General features: G+C 36.0%; 13 protein-coding genes. 9 read left to right on the top strand and 4 right to left on the bottom strand.

Going from position 1 to position 16,594, the window contains the following annotated elements; genetic code table 11:
* The first annotated feature begins 2 nt into the window (after positions 1 to 2).
* The 3 genes from QP953_RS07500 (at position 3) to QP953_RS07490 (ending at position 2,901) form a co-directional block, all read left to right on the top strand.
* Positions 3 to 881 carry a biotin-dependent carboxyltransferase family protein gene (locus QP953_RS07500; protein ID WP_309554496.1) on the top strand — a complete coding sequence of 293 codons (879 nt, stop codon included), beginning with the start codon at positions 3 to 5 and terminating at the stop codon, positions 879 to 881.
* A 317-nt stretch (positions 882 to 1,198) separates the two neighbouring features.
* The gene (locus QP953_RS07495; protein WP_052600134.1) at positions 1,199 to 2,383 is read left to right on the top strand and encodes a DUF748 domain-containing protein; all 1,185 of its coding nucleotides are present in this window, start codon (positions 1,199 to 1,201) and stop codon (positions 2,381 to 2,383) included.
* 110 nt (positions 2,384 to 2,493) lie between these two features.
* On the top strand, positions 2,494 to 2,901 hold the full coding sequence (locus QP953_RS07490) for a DUF4332 domain-containing protein (RefSeq protein WP_052600135.1): 408 nt from the start codon (positions 2,494 to 2,496) through the stop codon (positions 2,899 to 2,901).
* A 94-nt stretch (positions 2,902 to 2,995) separates the two neighbouring features.
* Here the strand turns inward: QP953_RS07490 and QP953_RS07485 are convergent, their stop codons facing one another.
* The 3 genes from QP953_RS07485 to QP953_RS07475 all read right to left on the bottom strand — a co-directional run bounded on the left by QP953_RS07485 (position 2,996) and on the right by QP953_RS07475 (position 7,938).
* Positions 2,996 to 4,006 (bottom strand): hypothetical protein, encoded by a 1,011-nt coding sequence (locus QP953_RS07485; protein WP_309554495.1) that lies wholly within the window; start codon positions 4,004 to 4,006, stop codon positions 2,996 to 2,998.
* A gap of 84 nt (positions 4,007 to 4,090) precedes the next feature.
* Entirely contained in the window at positions 4,091 to 5,548 is a 1,458-nt protein-coding gene (locus QP953_RS07480; RefSeq protein ID WP_052600137.1) for an aminoacyl-histidine dipeptidase, read from the bottom strand.
* Between the two features lie 188 nt (positions 5,549 to 5,736).
* Entirely contained in the window at positions 5,737 to 7,938 is a 2,202-nt protein-coding gene (locus tag QP953_RS07475) for a radical SAM protein (RefSeq protein ID WP_309554494.1), read from the bottom strand.
* A 210-nt stretch (positions 7,939 to 8,148) separates the two neighbouring features.
* Here QP953_RS07475 and QP953_RS07470 point away from each other — a divergent pair, with 210 nt between their 5' ends.
* From QP953_RS07470 to QP953_RS07455, 4 genes are all read left to right on the top strand, one after another.
* Positions 8,149 to 8,727 carry a Crp/Fnr family transcriptional regulator gene (locus QP953_RS07470; RefSeq protein ID WP_309554493.1) on the top strand — a complete coding sequence of 193 codons (579 nt, stop codon included), beginning with the start codon at positions 8,149 to 8,151 and terminating at the stop codon, positions 8,725 to 8,727.
* Between the two features lie 3 nt (positions 8,728 to 8,730).
* Complete coding sequence (locus tag QP953_RS07465; protein ID WP_309554492.1) at positions 8,731 to 8,907, top strand: hypothetical protein; 177 nt, start codon at positions 8,731 to 8,733, stop codon at positions 8,905 to 8,907.
* Positions 8,908 to 9,124: 217 nt separating this feature from the next.
* Entirely contained in the window at positions 9,125 to 9,709 is a 585-nt protein-coding gene (locus QP953_RS07460) for a YceI family protein (RefSeq protein ID WP_309554491.1), read from the top strand.
* A 273-nt stretch (positions 9,710 to 9,982) separates the two neighbouring features.
* Complete coding sequence (locus tag QP953_RS07455; protein ID WP_052600140.1) at positions 9,983 to 10,666, top strand: hypothetical protein; 684 nt, start codon at positions 9,983 to 9,985, stop codon at positions 10,664 to 10,666.
* A gap of 12 nt (positions 10,667 to 10,678) precedes the next feature.
* On the opposite strand, the gene QP953_RS07450 is transcribed toward QP953_RS07455, so the two are convergent.
* Positions 10,679 to 12,373: a WYL domain-containing protein gene (locus QP953_RS07450; RefSeq protein ID WP_309554490.1), complete on the bottom strand. Its 1,695-nt coding sequence runs from the start codon at positions 12,371 to 12,373 to the stop codon at positions 10,679 to 10,681.
* A 432-nt stretch (positions 12,374 to 12,805) separates the two neighbouring features.
* On the opposite strand from QP953_RS07450, the gene QP953_RS07445 reads away from it, so the two are divergent.
* Together QP953_RS07445 and QP953_RS07440 are read left to right on the top strand one after the other, a co-directional pair.
* Positions 12,806 to 13,321 carry an ankyrin repeat domain-containing protein gene (locus QP953_RS07445; RefSeq protein ID WP_309554489.1) on the top strand — a complete coding sequence of 172 codons (516 nt, stop codon included), beginning with the start codon at positions 12,806 to 12,808 and terminating at the stop codon, positions 13,319 to 13,321.
* Positions 13,322 to 13,482: 161 nt separating this feature from the next.
* On the top strand, positions 13,483 to 15,651 hold the full coding sequence (locus tag QP953_RS07440; RefSeq protein WP_309554488.1) for a hypothetical protein: 2,169 nt from the start codon (positions 13,483 to 13,485) through the stop codon (positions 15,649 to 15,651).
* The last annotated feature ends 943 nt before the right edge of the window (positions 15,652 to 16,594 follow it).

Raw genomic sequence — 16,594 nt, 5'->3', positions numbered from 1 at the left:
TTATGTCATCACTCGTACAGATACTTTTTCACAAAGCAGGCTTGCAAACCACAATACAGGATTCGGGACGTTGGGGCTACCAACACTTGGGTATCCCTGTTGGAGGCGCAATGGATAAAGCTGCCGCCCGAAAAGCAAATTGGTTAGTTGGCAATAAAGCCACTGCCCCTGTCCTTGAGATAACGATGTTGGGTCCCGTTATAGAATTTAAAGGGGCGGCTCAAATTGCTATTACGGGGGCTGATATTTCGCCTGTTATCAATAAGAAAAAAGCTCCTATGTATCAAACCATCGACCTAAAACCATCTTCTATCCTATCTTTTGGTGCGTTACAAACAGGTTGTCGAGCTTATTTGGCAATTGGTGGCGATTGGCAAGTTGCCAAGTGGCTATCGAGTAGTAGTTCTATTCTATCAGGCACAACGCCGCTCCTCCCTCAAAGCAACATTCAAGCTCAACAGATTATTTCCATTCAGCCAAGAACATTTATTTCTAAGCGACACATCACTAAAGAACAGCGACCTTCCTATACTAATTTAGTGCCGCTTAGAGTTTTGAGAGGTCCTGAATTTGAGACTTTTTCAAGAACAAGCATTGCTGCATTTTTTAGCCTCCAACATAGAGTGTCCAATCATTCCAATCGAATGGGGTATCGTTTGGAAACCATACTTCCTGATTGTAACATGGATAAAGAGTTAATTTCTTCAGGAATTATCCCTGGTACTATTCAAGTTTCTAGTGCTGGTCAACCTATTCTATTAATGAACGACGCTCCAACAACTGGTGGCTATTATCGCATCGCTACTATTTGCAGTGAAGATTTGGATAAAGTAGCACAGCTCAAACCTAAAGACCTCATATATTTTCAATTAAAAATATAGATTACCTTAATGCTTTTTCCTAAAAAATGTCCTTTTTCGCATCAAAAAGCTACTTTTAGTTGTTGTATGTTTATAAAATTATTTCCCAAATTATAGATTTTTTTAGTTGTAGATAGTCCTAACAATGCTTCATGGATTTTTAATCTTATTTCGCAAAACACAAAAACCTACGAAGTACTGTGATAGAAATAAGTTCTGACGTTCATCCCCAAATCTACGTTTATACTCTCCCTATAAAACACACCACTCTGTAGATTTATTTTATTTCGTTCGAGCAACCTATCTAAACTAGAAAATTACATTTCAAATAAAAAAACATGCCTAGCACAGAAAAAAAACATACAAAAAGAAAGAGAGTAGCCAAATGGGTCATTGGAATTGTCCTTGTATTAATTGCCATTCGCATCGCCTTACCACACGTTATCAAATGGTACCTCAACAATAGAGTTCTCAATCAAATGAAAGATTATCGGGGTCACATCGAAGATGTCGATTTGGCATTGTGGCGAGGTGCTTATATGATTGACGACTTGGATATTGTCAAAATAGGAACAGAGATAGAAGAGCCTTTTGTTTACGTCAAAACAATTGATTTGTCGGTACAATGGAATGCCTTGTTCAAAGGTGCTATTGTGGGAGAGATTGTTGCAACCGACCCAACGATAAACTTTGCATTTAGCAAAGATGAAGATAAATCTCAAACGGGTAAAGAACAAGACTGGATTAAGATTGTTACCGACTTAATCCCTATTCGAATTAACCGATTTGCCATTGATAATGGTACGGTAAAACTGGTCAATCTTTTTGCAGAGTTGGAAAAAGCCAATGACTTAAATTTAGATCAAATTAATCTAGAAATTCTGAACATACAAAATGTAACTGATTATTCTGTTCCCTTGCCTACTTCACTCAATGCCAGTGCCCATACTCCAGGATATGGTGGTCAGTTGGAATTAACAGCCAAAACTATGTTTTTGAAAGAAATTCCTGATTTTGATTATAACCTAAAATTTGAGCATGCTAAGCTTGTCGAATTCAACCCACTCATTGAGCACTATGCTGATATGAATGTAGAGGAAGGTGTCCTTAGCCTATATAGTGAGATGGCTATGAAAGATGGTCATTTTGAAGGCTATTTCAAACCCTTATTAGAAGATTTGCGAATTTTTGATTGGAAGGAAGAAAATCGAGACTTTGGACAGTGGATCAAAGAGTTCTTTTCTGAGGGAACCAAAGAAATTTTTGAGAATCAAAAAAAGGAACAATTTGCTACTCGTGTTCCCATTAAAGGAAATTTAGGTAATGTCAAAGCAAATATTTGGTTGACCATTATAAATGCCTTTAAAAATGCTTATATTGATGCTTTTCAACACAAATTAGATCAAACCGTAACGTTCCAAAAGGTAGCGTTATCAGAGGATGCTAAAGCGGAAAAGGACAAGAAAGGCTTTTTTCAAAGAGGAATTTTTGCTAAGAAAGATAAAAACTCTAATAAGAAATAACACCACTCCACTGCAAAACCATATCAACTTAATTATCAAAAGGATATGCCTTTTTCTATCTTAAGTCTAAATACTAAAAAAGCAATGGAGTATTAAAATAAAATGCAACTATGAATAAACACATTATTGACATCGAAGGCATCGGACCTAAATATGCCGAAAAACTAAATGCTGTAGGCATTACTACAATTGACGAATTGCTAGATAAAGGAAGTACTCCTTCTGGAAGACAAGACCTAGAACAAAGCACGGGCATTGACAAAAAACGTATTTTAGACTGGATTGGCATGGCGGACTTATACCGTATCAATGGGGTTGGTAAACAATTTGCTGAATTGCTAAAAGTAACAGGTGTTGATACGGTTAAAGAACTAAAAATGCGCCGTCCAGAAAACCTTTGCGAGGCTTTAGAAAAGACGAACGAAACAAAAAAATTAACTCGAGCTGTTCCTTCCTTACCGCAAGTCAAAGATTGGATTCAGCAAGCCAAAATATTAGAAGCACGCTTGACATACTAACTTCCTAAAACACAGAATGCTCTATCCAAACGATAGAGCATTCTGCATTTTTTATAGCAATGCTTTTTTTCTAACAGTACCTTCCAACATATCTTTAAGAGTAAAACATCTCTTCTCGTACTTTAAATTCTAACAAAATTTTTAGCTGATAAAAATCGCTGTCTAAGTTTACTTTTCTCGCCAAATCCATAATATTATCAGAAATATACTTATCAACCCAGCCATACAGAATCTTATACAGGTCTAAAAAAGAAACTCGACTCGTTTTTATAAACTGTATTGGATGAGGGGCATCTATGATGCGATATCGTATCAAACTCTTGAAGACTTTTAAACGATATTCCAAAGCACCTTTAGTTTTCGTTTCTCGAATAATATTATACAAATCTAAGAAGCTAATCCCCAAATTTTGCATGGCAATATACGTCCAATAATCTGTCCCTGTTCCACCTCCCAAGCATTCCCAGTTTTCATCCCATAGCACCCTCCAAAAGAAATCTTTTCCTGTATCTCCACACAAAGAAAAAGCCAATACAATACCACCATTACAATCTGTAGAAACGATGCTACTTCCCAGTTTATAAAAATGAGATAAGATATCGTACTGGTCGCTCACCTTACAAACTAACGAAGGAGAAAATTCAGAAAAAAGACTTTTGCCATAACAACCTTCTATTTCTTTGTTTAACTCGCTTTGGTGGTTGCTACAATCTAAATGAATAAGACCGAGAACCGCATTTTGGTTCAAACTATGGTCATTTGAATTTAAAGCGTAGCGAAGCAAAACATCTCGACTTTCTTCCAAGCCAAGGTATCCTAAAATATGTAACACTTCCTCTGGATGACCTGATTTTAGCACCCCATTTTTGAAGGAGTGTTTCCACAGTTCTTTTGCATCAGACAATGTCCCAAAATCATATAATAAGGTTAGAATATACCCCACATGATTCGTTGTTGGGTTTTGATGGTAATATTCCATTAAAGTGGAAACATCTTCTTGTGTTCCTAATCTGCGTATGGTGTATACATAACTAGATACTATTGCATAGTTAGGTGCATCTGTTTTTAAATAGTTTATTAATAAATTTGTATTAGAATGTAGCATTAATTTTATTATTGAGTTGCAATCTGAATTTTTAAAAATAAACCATTACAATTATTTCCAAATTGCAGCAAATAATAGTAATTCTTAAGAGGCTTCAGGTATTCTTTTTAAGGTTGCCAACAAATAATCCCAAAACTTTTGTACAGAGCTAATTTGTACTTTTTCATCTGGAGAATGCGCCCCACGAATATTAGGGCCAAATGAAATCATTTCCATATCAGGGTAATTCGTTCCCAAAATACCACATTCCAAACCAGCATGACAAGCGTATACATGTGGTGTTTCTTGATACATTTCTTGATACAAATTGCTCATAATTTTGATAATATCTGCATTGGGATTGGGTGCCCATCCTGGATAAGCTCCACTTAATGTTACCACTGCACCAATCAATTCAAACGTGTTCACAATTGCATCTGCTTCGTCTTGTTTCTCCGTATCTACCGAACCTCTCGTCAAGCAAAGTACTTGATACGCACCGTCTTTTAGCAATACACGAGCAAGATTATTAGAAGTTTGTACTAGATCTGAAATTTCTGGACTCATTCTATAAATTCCACAAGGGCAGGCATAAACGGCTGCTAAAAATTGTTTCTGAAATGTTTTAGAACATACAACACTAGGAACATCACAAGGTTCTAAGATAAGTTTTAGGTCAGGATCTGTTGCCTTATATTCATTTTCAAGAATTGCTTGCCATTTTTCTACAAAAGTAGACAAATGCTGACTATCAGTAGTTTCAACAGCAATGGCAGCAAAAGATTCTCGAGGGATAGCATTGCGCAAACTACCTCCGTCTATAGAAGCAATTCTTATGTTCGCAACCTTATTTAAATTATACAACAAACGATTCATCAATTTGTTCGCATTTCCTAAACCTCTGTGTATATCCATCCCCGAATGTCCTCCTGACAAGCCCTTAATTGCTAGCTTATAGCCTTTATAATTTTCAGGTGTTTTTTCTACTTCATATGTCCCTTTAGCTGTTACATCCACTCCACCAGCACAGCCAATTGTCAACTCATCGTCGTCTTCTGTATCTAAATTCAACATAATTTTAGCATCCAACAAACCTCCAACTAAGCCCATTGCTCCTGTCATCCCTGTTTCTTCATCAATTGTAAACAATGCTTCTAGTGGTGGGTGTGCAATGTCTGTCGATTCTAGCAAAGCCATAATTGCAGCCACACCAATACCATTATCAGCACCTAATGTTGTTCCGTCTGCTTTTACCCAATCACCATCTATCAACATCTTAATTCCCTCTTTATCAAAATCAAAATCCGTATCGGCATTTTTTTGATGTACCATATCTAAATGGCTTTGAAGGACAACAGTCGTTCGATTTTCCATTCCCTCCGTAGCTGGTTTCTTGATAATAACATTCCCTACTTCATCAACATGCGTTGGTAATCCCAAATCTTCCCCAAACTTTTTTGCAAAAGCAATGACACGTTCCTCTTTTTTAGAAGGACGAGGAACCGCATTTAAGTTTGCAAAATTTTTCCAAAGTGCCTTGGGCTGTAAATCTTGAATTTTCATAATTTTGTTTTTAAGTGTATGTTTTTTAATTCTTTTTTTTCGGCAAAAACTAAGTAATCGCTCAGAAATAGCTACCAATTAGAAGTAACTAACTTATCAACCTTTATACTAAAAAAGTCTGATAATCAACTGCGAAGCACTCATACTGTAAGCCAAAAAAAATCAACGGAGTATTATTAATAATATACCTAACAAATTAACAATCCGTTTAAACTCAACTGCTCCCAAATATCTGAATTTATTAGCTCCTGCATTGTTCCCATTCCTGTTGCTTCAAAATTTTCTTTTACCTCTTTAAATGTCCAAGTAGACGTGTTATCGATTTCTAGTGCTACCAACATTTCAGACAACCACTCTGCCATTTCTACGGATAGCTCCATCACCCAATCGTTCTGTTTGTTATGAAAATGCAATGCTGCCAGTTCCTCCACTCCGTCTTCTGTTTCCTCTTCAAAGAAGGAAAAAATAGGACGCCCGCCTAACCAAAATATCATAGCATTTGAACGAGGCATTTTTAAGGGTTGATCTAATGCCTTGTAAATATAGTCTGACACAATACTTGTAGCGGGAGTTTCAAAATCAAACCAATCAGCTAAATCAACATCAAAGGCATTGCCGTGCATATAATTAAACAAAGCCGTTTTTAATCCTTGCGAAAACAATTCGTGCTCTGCTCCTGTCAAGTCTTCGTGATACAAATCATTATCCGCAAAGCCTCCAAAATCTGGTCCCATCCGTGTCACCATATATTTATCGGGCACCAATCCAACTGGACTATGTGCGGTCATTGCAAATCGGTGCCAAAAACCAGATTGTACCACACCTTGCTCAAACAATTGGCGAACCATTTCCAAAGCATCGATTGTTTCTTGCTCTGTTTGGGTCGGAAATCCATACATCAAGTAAGCGTGTACCATAATCCCTGCCTGTGTAAAAGCATCACAAACACGAGCTACTTGTGCAACTGTTACCCCTTTTTCCATCAATGCCAATAAGCGATCAGAGGCGACTTCTAACCCTCCTGATACAGCAATACATCCCGATGCTTTTAACAACTGGCACAAATCGTAGGTAAAACTCTTCTCAAAACGAATATTCGTCCACCAAACAACCGTCAACTTTCTTCTAATAATTTCTAGAGCTAAGTCTCGCATCAAGGCAGGAGGAGCCGCTTCGTCTACAAAATGAAAGCCATTTTGCCCTGTTTGCTCTATAATAGTTTCAATTCGATCACAAAGGATAGTCGCATTAACAGGCTCGTAACGTTGAATGTAATCTAAAGAAATATCGCAAAAGGAGCACTTCCCCCAATAACAACCATGAGCCAATGTCAATTTATTCCAACGACCATCACTCCACAAACGATGCATTGGATTGACAATTTCTATAACCGATAAATACTCATCCAACAGCAAGTCACTATAATCTGGAGTGCCAACTTCTCGCTGAGCAACATCTTTCTCTATGGCATTATTATAATAAGAAACAACACCTCCTACCCTAGCAAAAACACGTTTAAGTTCACTAGCAGGACGCTGACCATCCAAGTGTTCTAATAAAAACAACAAGGGAGCCTCTCCATCATCTAAAGACACATAATCCAAGTAGTCAAACAAACGCTCATCTGACAAAGAACGCAATTCGGTGTTGGCATATCCTCCTCCTAAAACTACGGTAATATTAGGGTGATTCGCTTTTAAATACTGACCACATTTTAGTGCTGCAAAGAGATTTCCAGGAAAAGGTACCGACAAACAAACGACAGAAGGGTTGTAATCTTCTATCTTATGCTCTAGCAATTGAATTAAAATATCTGAAATAAGGCTATTCTCCTCTTGCAGTGCTTCGTGCAACGGGTCAAAATGAGTTGCCGTTCGTCCCAAACGCTCTGCATAGCGGCTAAATCCAAAGTAAGGATCAATGCACTCTTTGATTAAATCTCCTATATCTTCTAAGTATAAGGTCGCAAAATGACGTGCTTTATCTTGTATCCCCATTGTTCCAAATGCCCATTCTAAGTCATTTAAACTTTGAAAGCGACTGGCTTCTGGCAAGAAGGTTCGGCTACAAATATGATGTGCTAAGGTAGGGTTTTGATGTTGCAAAAACGCAACAGTTGGGGCAATAGTCTCTATATAACTTTCTTGTAAGTGGACAATACGTTGACCATTGGCCGATAAATCTGCCCACTCAAAGTTTTCTTCTATAATTTCAAAAATTGTGGTTAGACCTTGAGGCGTAAATAGCTGTAATATAGTCTCTATTCCCAAATCGGCTTGATTGGAAACAATGTTTTGGGTGTTTAAGAATCCTTTTAAATAGGCCGTTGCTGGATAGGGCGTATTTAACTGTGTAAAAGGTGGTGTTATGAGTAGTACTTTTGTCTTCAAGGTGCAATGTTTTTTTGCAAAAGTAATACTTTTTTAGTCAGACTATTGGACATTATTCAAGTTAATTTCTAAGCACTGTCTATAAAAGTAAAACTAAGTACTCCATTAGTAATTTATCAAAAGATGGAATTGAAAATATCCTAAAAACAAGTTATCTTATCGATCTTTTCGCACCTTATTTTACTAGACAATATCTAAGGACGTTTTGTCATGATTGATTTACTTTATCAAAATATCAGAAGAAGTGTTGCTATTTCTCAACAAGAAGTAGAACAATTTGAACAGCTATTGCAACCCAAAACTTTAGCCAAGAATGATTTTTTTGTTCAAGAAGGAGATACTGCCAAGTATTTAGCTTTTGTGCTTTCTGGTGGTTTGTATTCTTATAGTATCGATGATAAAGGAGAAAAACACGTCCTACAAATTGCCTTAAAAGAACACTGGATAACCGATCCTTATAGCTTTTTTTCTCAACAAGGCGCTTTGCATACTGTTCAGGCGTTATTTGAAACAAATGTATTGTTAATCAGCAAAGAAAATCACGACAAAGCTTGTAATCAATTCCCTCATATCGAACGATTCTTTCGCTTATTGGTACAGAATGCTTATGTTCATTTGTTACAACGAGTGGCGCAAATTAATAGAGATACTGCCGAGGAACGGTATCTAAAACTAATTCAAACACACCCAAACCTTATTCAACAAGTGCCTCAGTATTATATTGCCTCTTATTTGGGAATTAAGCCACAGTCTTTGAGTAGAATTCGTAAAAACTTATCAAAAGAATAGACCATGATGGAAGAAAATTTGGAAACACAAATGGCTGCTGTACAACAAGCACTTCAAATTGCGATGGAATACCAACTTGAAGTAGAAGTGGTCACATGGGCATTGAAGGCAATGCAAGAAAACAATACCATAACGATAACAGAAGCCTTAGCTATTGGGGTGAATGAGTGGGTAAAGTGACAGCCATTTCAATCGGTACTAAAAAAAGTAGGTATTCCTTTAGAGCGAATTTTTAAGTAAATTTACGTTTGTTAACATAGGTGAATGCATAGAAATTTGAGATCGTGTTTCTTTGTGGTATTAAATACAACAGCTCATCAACAAGCTTTAGGATTTTTTTGTAAAAAATAAAAAGCAACGAGCTACTAAAGATTAAAAACACGTAAAATAAACAATCATGAAAAATGCAATCAATCTAGTTCTTTTCCTTGTTCTAAGCTTTTCTATCCAAGCACAAACTACTTGGAAAGTCGATCCCAGCCATTCCAAATTAGGTTTTTCCGTTAGTCATTTAACTATTTCAGAAGTAGATGGAGAATTCACAAAATTTGACGGTACCTTAAAAAGCTCTAAAGAAGATTTTTCTGATGCCCAAATTAGTTTTTCAGCCGATGTAAGTAGTATTAATACAGGCAATACATCAAGAGATCAACATCTGAATGCAGAAGATTTTTTCTATGCTGAAAAGCATCCTAAAATAACGTTTGAAAGTACTTCTTTTAAGAAAAAAGGAAATGGGAAATATGAACTAAAAGGAAAATTAACCATGCGTGGCGTCACCAAAGACGTTACTTTTGAGGTGAAACATGGGGGTGTTATCAAAGATGCTTATGGCAACACAAGAGCTGGTTTTTCTGCCAAAGCGACCGTTAATAGAATCCAATATGGAGTTGCTTGGAATGCCAAAACAGAGCATGGTGGCTGGACTGTTGGAGAAGAAGTGGAGTTAAACATAAAGGTAGAATTCATCCAACAAAAATAGGAACTAATGAGATACTTTTGTTTTAAAAGGCTGCCTTTTTAGGTAGTCTTTTTTTATGGTTCAAATGGCAAAAAACAATACATTCAGCTATTTTACAAACACATACAAACACAACAAAAAAAGAAATACGATTCACTAACGTATCTTTTTTTATCACAAATCTTTTTTTTTACATTGTTTCATTTATAAGGAACTTTTATATTTGAACTTGCAAACATTTTAAATAAAATAGCAAACAAGAACCAATTTCCCACAAAATTTTTATCCATCAACATGAGATATTTAATTCTAATTTTCACCCTATCATTCTATACAAGCATAATACCTGCTCAACCTACCCTTTTAGCTTCTGTTGAGTATGTAGAAATAAACAACGCTACAACAGCTCCCCCTGTCGAAAAAAGAAAAGCCAAAAAGAAAAAAAAGCAACAAGTCAAAAAACGATTCAAAAAGCCAAACAAAACGAAAAAAAATCCCAATCGAGATTGGATTAAAGTTGGTTTATTGTTTAATCTAATTGCTACTTCTAGTACATTGACTTTCTTTTTAATTCTAGCTTTAGTGCTCACAGGAATAGAAAAAGCTATTGCTTTATTTAGTATGTTGATTGCCTTGGGATGTTTCTTAGTATTTTTGATAATATTCCTTATCTATATGCTTACTGAGAAAAAAAGATTGGCAAAAAAAACCGTTATAAAAAAGTCTGAAGCAGCTTTAAAAGCTGAAGTGCCTTATCTGAGTGAGGAAAAAGTAAATCGTTATTTGGAACTCAATAATGAATTGACTGCTATAAAGATACAAAGAAGTAATCTTCTTCGAACTCAAAAAGAAAGAGGTCGTATTGCTACAAAATTAGAAATTCGAGAATTAGATGTTCAAATAAAACGTATCCAAGCACAAATTTCAGAATTGCGTAGACAAAACAAAACAATAAAAGTTCGCAGAGAAAGAAGCTAACAAAGAAGGCTATCAAAACTTCATTTGTTCCGTCCATTGCAACTCATTGGGCAAGTGCTTTGAGCTAAATTCTAAATGTAAGACTCGACGTCGTTTGGGAGCCGAAGCTATTGAAAAACGCGTCAACAACAAAGCACTTGTTACCAAGGCTGTTCCACTATACAAATCTAAGGTATAAGGGTTGCTGTTGTTGCTCAACAAATCAATCTCTTCTTTTGTGAACCGTTTCTTATGAGAACCTGCCAAAACCAGTTGTTGTGCATTGTCTTCCTTAACATCATCCAAATGAATCCGCACACAAAACACACGACCAACCCAATCATCAGAAATGGTCTTTGAGACATCAATGGACTTTGACAAAGTATCAATACTTAAATTGTTCATTTGATGCCACGCTTGATGCGGTAATTGGTTAGGTGCTTTGCTAAAGAAAGTGGCTTTTACCAAGAAAGCATTGGGGTCTATGTGCTTGATTAACCGAGTTAGATTTCGATTCATAATCACCTTAATTAAAGTGGGGTGCTCTAGAAGCAATTGCCGAAAAACGCCGCTTCCATTTTTTAAATCTTCTCCTATTTTTTTATGCAGTAAACTCCCCAATTGCTTAATTTCTCGTTGGCTATACAAATGATTTAAAACAGCGTATCCTTTGTGTTTTAATTTTTGCCCTGCTGCTCGCAAACCACGCTCTGTAATTTCTGTATTATACAGATCAATATTGGCATTGATGCGCTCTTTTATTTTTCGTCGCAACTTTTCGGGAGCTAAAACTTTTACACCTTCTCCAAAACCTAGAATAGCTTTTTCTAGTTCAAAATTATGCTGCACTTGCAATGCAATCGTAATTCCATAGTGGTCTTTTTCTATCAATTCTTGAGAATGATGCAAGGGCTTTGTCAACACATAAGGAGCATGCTGATAATTAACATACAAAAGCACTTCCTCTACTTTGGCCGTCGGGCTAACAGAAACCCCAATTGCATTTTTAAAATAAATTTCTGCATCAAACCCTTCTTCCTCCTTAAACCACAATTCACTTGGTTCAATCCCCTCTATTCTATCCAAAGCCAAATTCATAATCCCTACTGTTCCTTCTCTAACACCGATCAAAAACCAACGATTTCTAAACTCTTTTAGCAAATAAGGATGGAACTCAAACCGATTTGCTTTTCTAGCTTTAAACGATTGATACGTTATTTTGAGCACTTGTTTTTTGATAATAGCTTGATACAAGGTATCCAAATACTCCAAACCTTTTAGGTTGTCATTTTTTTCAAAATCAATAACAGGTTTGGTCGCTGTTTTTTGAGAATAGATGTGGTCTTCTAGCTTCTGAACCATACCATCCAACTCTTTAAAATGAGAGAACCCTTTGAATTGCTTCATAAATGCCACGGCATCTGTCAGCATACTTAAATCTTGATCTGTTAACGGAATGTTGGTGATACTATAAGTGGGTTCTTCATAGGTGTAATAACGCTTATCAACAACAATAATAGGAGCATTATACCCTAGTTTGTCGCTGCGCATTATTTGAATATCTCCTTGAACAGTTCTCTTACTAACCCCCTTGTCAATTCCTTCGTATTCGTACAAAGCATCCGAGCAAGCCTCTATCAAATCATCCAATGTCCACTTTCTATAGCGATTTTGGAGGCATTTATCAATTGTTTTATAACGAATAAGCGCATTTCTGTTAACTGGCATTGGGAATATTTTAATAAAATAGTGCTAAAAAAACATACTCCACACAAAAAACAAAAAAAACACAAAGCACTAACTAACAATAATTTACAACAAAAACAAAGAATATATTTTTTACTACTAAAAATTAATACTCCGTTGATTTTTTAGTTTTTCTATAAAAAACATAAAAAAGCATCTTGTATCAGTTTGATTATCAGCCTTTTACTACAAAAGTCAATAGAAATACATCTTACTGATAATCAAACTGATACGATTTTTCAACGGAGTAATGAAAAATAAAAATAGACAAAATTATTAACTACGCAAAAAGATTGCGCACAAGTATTTCATCTTTGTTTTATCAACAAACACTAAGAGAATAAATAGAACTAGATAGATCATTCGCCCCTGCTCAAAACGGAGCAGGGTGCAACAATAAAATATTACCTAACAATGGCTTCTAACCTGACATCTTATAATTTGGTCATCCATGCATTGAGGCAAGGTTCAACAATTGATTGGATCAAGTTAGCCAAAAAAATCCATGACTTTCCAAATGGTTGCGATGCATTGATTGGTCGAAGATGGATTACCAATGCTATTGATTGTGGTTCTTTCCAATCGGTTGTTTGGATGCTTTCTCAAGAAGTTGATTTGAATTTTGTAGACGAAGAAGGGTACTCTGTTTTACATTCTTGCATCGACAGATATTTGCCGAGCAAATACACTATCATGCAATTATTAATTGACTACAACGCTCCTATTGACATTGGAACAAAAGAACATCAACTAGCTGTTAATGGTTGGTCTCCCTTGCATATGGCAGTAGCTAGAAAAGATATACAAGCAGTTCGATTACTGTTAAAAAACGGAGCCAATACAACGTTAAGAACTTGCATAGATAACTATGCAACTGCTAGAGAAGAAGCTCGATACTATGGGTATTTAGACATCGCAGCATTACTATAATACTTGGTTGATTTTTCAATAGAGTAATGTTACGATAAACATACATTTGACTATAAAACGGCTGTGTGTCCGACTGATTTAGGTGCTTGGTTGCAACCCAAGATAAGAAGGTTTGATTCCTTCCACAGCCTCTATTTTAATACCATTAAACACTAGTTACCATGAAAACAATCGCATTAAATAGATTGAATATTTTAGGAATTGCAAAGGGAAATGGTCTTAGCCAAGCGCATCAACTTACCTTTTTGGCAGAGTTGGCTCAATTAGGTTATCGTATTACCAACCCAGAGATACTACAAGAAGTTTCTAGTACTTTTTTAATGGATTACAAACATTTGATGAGCACCTTGACCAAAAAACGAGGTGGCGATGTGACGTATGTCCCTTTGTTTAAAAAATTTCCAGAGCAAGTTCCCAACGATGCTGTGTATTTTAGTAAACGAATCATTGGCTATATTGGAAATATCCTTGACCTCTTTCCCGATACTGTGGCATTAGAAAATGGTATTAAAGTACCTAAATGGCTATTTAATCTCAAAGAGTTTGGCGCAGACCCTATCTCTCAAATGCAATCTAAAGAGTTGTTTGATTTAGCGGCTGCTGAAAATATTTCTAAGAATGGTGATGCCCATGTCGAATGGATTGATTTGCGTATTGTACACGATGAAGATTTGGCGGATGAACTGAAGGCTTACTTGGCTCGTTTGGTTTATTCTAAATCTTCGATCAAAGAAGCTTTGCACGAGGATCTATACGAATTGCTAGATTTTTTTGGTGCCAATGACTTAGATAGTGATTTAATCGTTTTTAAAGAAACGAAAGCTTTGCTGATGCAATATTTTTGGAAAAAAGAGGACTACCAAGCGGTCGCTCAATTGGCAAAAACAGCAACAGATGTCTTGCGTTTATTCGCAGCTCTTACTGGTTCTGATGTTAGTCTAAATCAAAAAATCAAGTTTCCTAAATTACCAAGAAAAGCTCGAAAAGTTGTTTTGGCTATTTTAGAAAAATCATCTGGCTTAGCAGAGGACTTGAATAAATACAAAGGACTTTGGCTAGAAATTGGACGCTATTTGCACCCTTTTGAATACAGCAAGCAATACCCACGTACGGCTGAGGTCTTTGATGCTTTACGCAATGGAAAAATTGAAACCTACCATTCTAGAACAGAGCAATTATTAGCCTTGGCAGAAGTAGATGCGTTGTTAAAACATTTGGAAAACAAACCAGGTGTCTATGCCCGAAAATTGCACGAGGTACTTCGACGTTTTCCTAAAGAGTTGGATAAAATTTTGGCTTCTTTTGAAAAAAATATCGCCAAGGTAGCTTTGAAAAATTTATTGGTAATGCAAGCTTATTTTTCAGAAATTAATGAGGCTGCCTATCGCACGGTTGTTAACAAAAAAGGAAAGATGAAGGTTCTAACTAACAATGCTTTTGCTGCCCTTTCGGAGCTTCAGATTGATAAAGTTATGCTTTGCATTCAAAAAGCAATTAAAACTGCCTTGACTGACAAAGAACCTTGGAACGAAGAAACTGTCTGGATTGATCCTGAATTAATGAATTATACGATTCCGTTGCAACAACGAAAAAGTTCAGATGGCATCTTAACCGTTGGTAAAGGAAGTCGTATTAAAACAGATTTTTCTAAAGTATTGCGCTTGTTTATTTATTGGAAACAAACCGCCGTGCGAACCGATTTAGATTTGTCTTGTATCCAATTTGATGAATACTTCAACTATTTAGGGCATGTGTCTTATACCCAACTTTTTAGCAATGGTATTGTACATTCTGGTGATGTTCAGTCAGCACCATACGGGGCTGCAGAATTTATAGACATTACGATGTCTAAATTAAAAAAGAAGGTACGTTACTTAGCGGTTCAAGTGCACAAATATTCAGGAGAACACTTCCGAGATATGGATTGCCACGCAGGTTGGATGTTGAGAGACAAGGCAACTTCTGATATAAAAACTTTTGATATAAAAACAGTTGCCAACAAATTTGACTTGAATGGTGTCGGAGGATATGCCGTACCCTTAATGGTCGATATTGCAGCTCAAGAAATCATTTCAACAGATTTGTATGTTTCTAGCGTTCAATTTCATAATAATGTAGAAGGGTCTGTCAATGATGTGGCTCTTTTATGTGCACAATTGGCAAACTTTACCAAAACACGACCAGTTATTGGCACGTTAGCACAGGCACATGCTGCTGCTCGAAATGCGCAATTGACAACCTACAAGGAAAATGCTAGCATTACGTTTGGTGTAAAAGACTGTACGTATAACGCAACGGATGTAGAACAGATTTTAACAGAATTGATTTAAGTAATTTATTTTACTTTGGTTGGGTTCGTCAAACTGCTCCCATGAGCAGCTCGCTTTCTAACTCGAACTAGGTTTGGGTTAGGAAGCCCATGCTCAACCATTATCTATGGCATATGATAAAGCTTCCTTCTACTACATAGAAATTGTTTTTCTAACAAATAGGTTTATCAATTTTCTACGAGATAGAATCAATTTAAACTAGTGGCTTAAAAATAGCTTCCTTCTAACACCTTGACTTTTAATCAACATAGCTATTTTAGTTTCCACTAATAATAAAAAAATCCTTAGTGCTTCAAAATAATAGCACAGTAGGAACTAAAGTTACACCAATACAATTATTATACTAACAAGAGGCTTAGATGTTATTTCCTTCTTTAGGTTCGACTCCTAACTCGTTTTGGTTATACAATAACATCCCTTCCCTCTTTTAAAAATTATAACGGACTATAACACACTTCCTTCTACCACTTCCAAACTGACAGTGTGTTTCTTTGCCGTTTTTGTTAATAATACTCTGTTGATTTTTTTATGAAAAAGCAAAAAATCAACAGAGTAATGTGTTAAGTAACGATAAAAATAATCTTTCGATTTACAGCAAGATTTTTGAAAGCTTAGTTTTTGAACGTTACTAAGAATAGATAGCTTGTGTGTAGGACTAGAGAAAATTTCCTCCTTTGCCTTCCACGCTACAGGTGGTGGTTCGAGTCCACCCTTTGTTTTCCTTCGGGCAAACAAAGTAGTTCAACTGGTAGAACAGTATATAATTTTTTGGATTACTTATAATACAAGCTTATTTTTTTATAGAAACACAGCCAAGGTGTTGTGCAAAAAATAATGGACTAAAAGTTATTTCCTTCTAAAAATCACGGATCTGGAGGTCAAAGGTTCAAATCCTTTCTCATTGAGTAGCTCAGTTGGTAGAGCACCAGATTAAAATAATAAC

The sequence above is a fragment of the Aureispira sp. CCB-E genome (genome assembly GCF_031326345.1).
Classification (GTDB): Bacteria; Bacteroidota; Bacteroidia; order Chitinophagales; family Saprospiraceae; genus Aureispira.
This window is presented reverse-complemented; position numbering and strand designations above follow the sequence as displayed.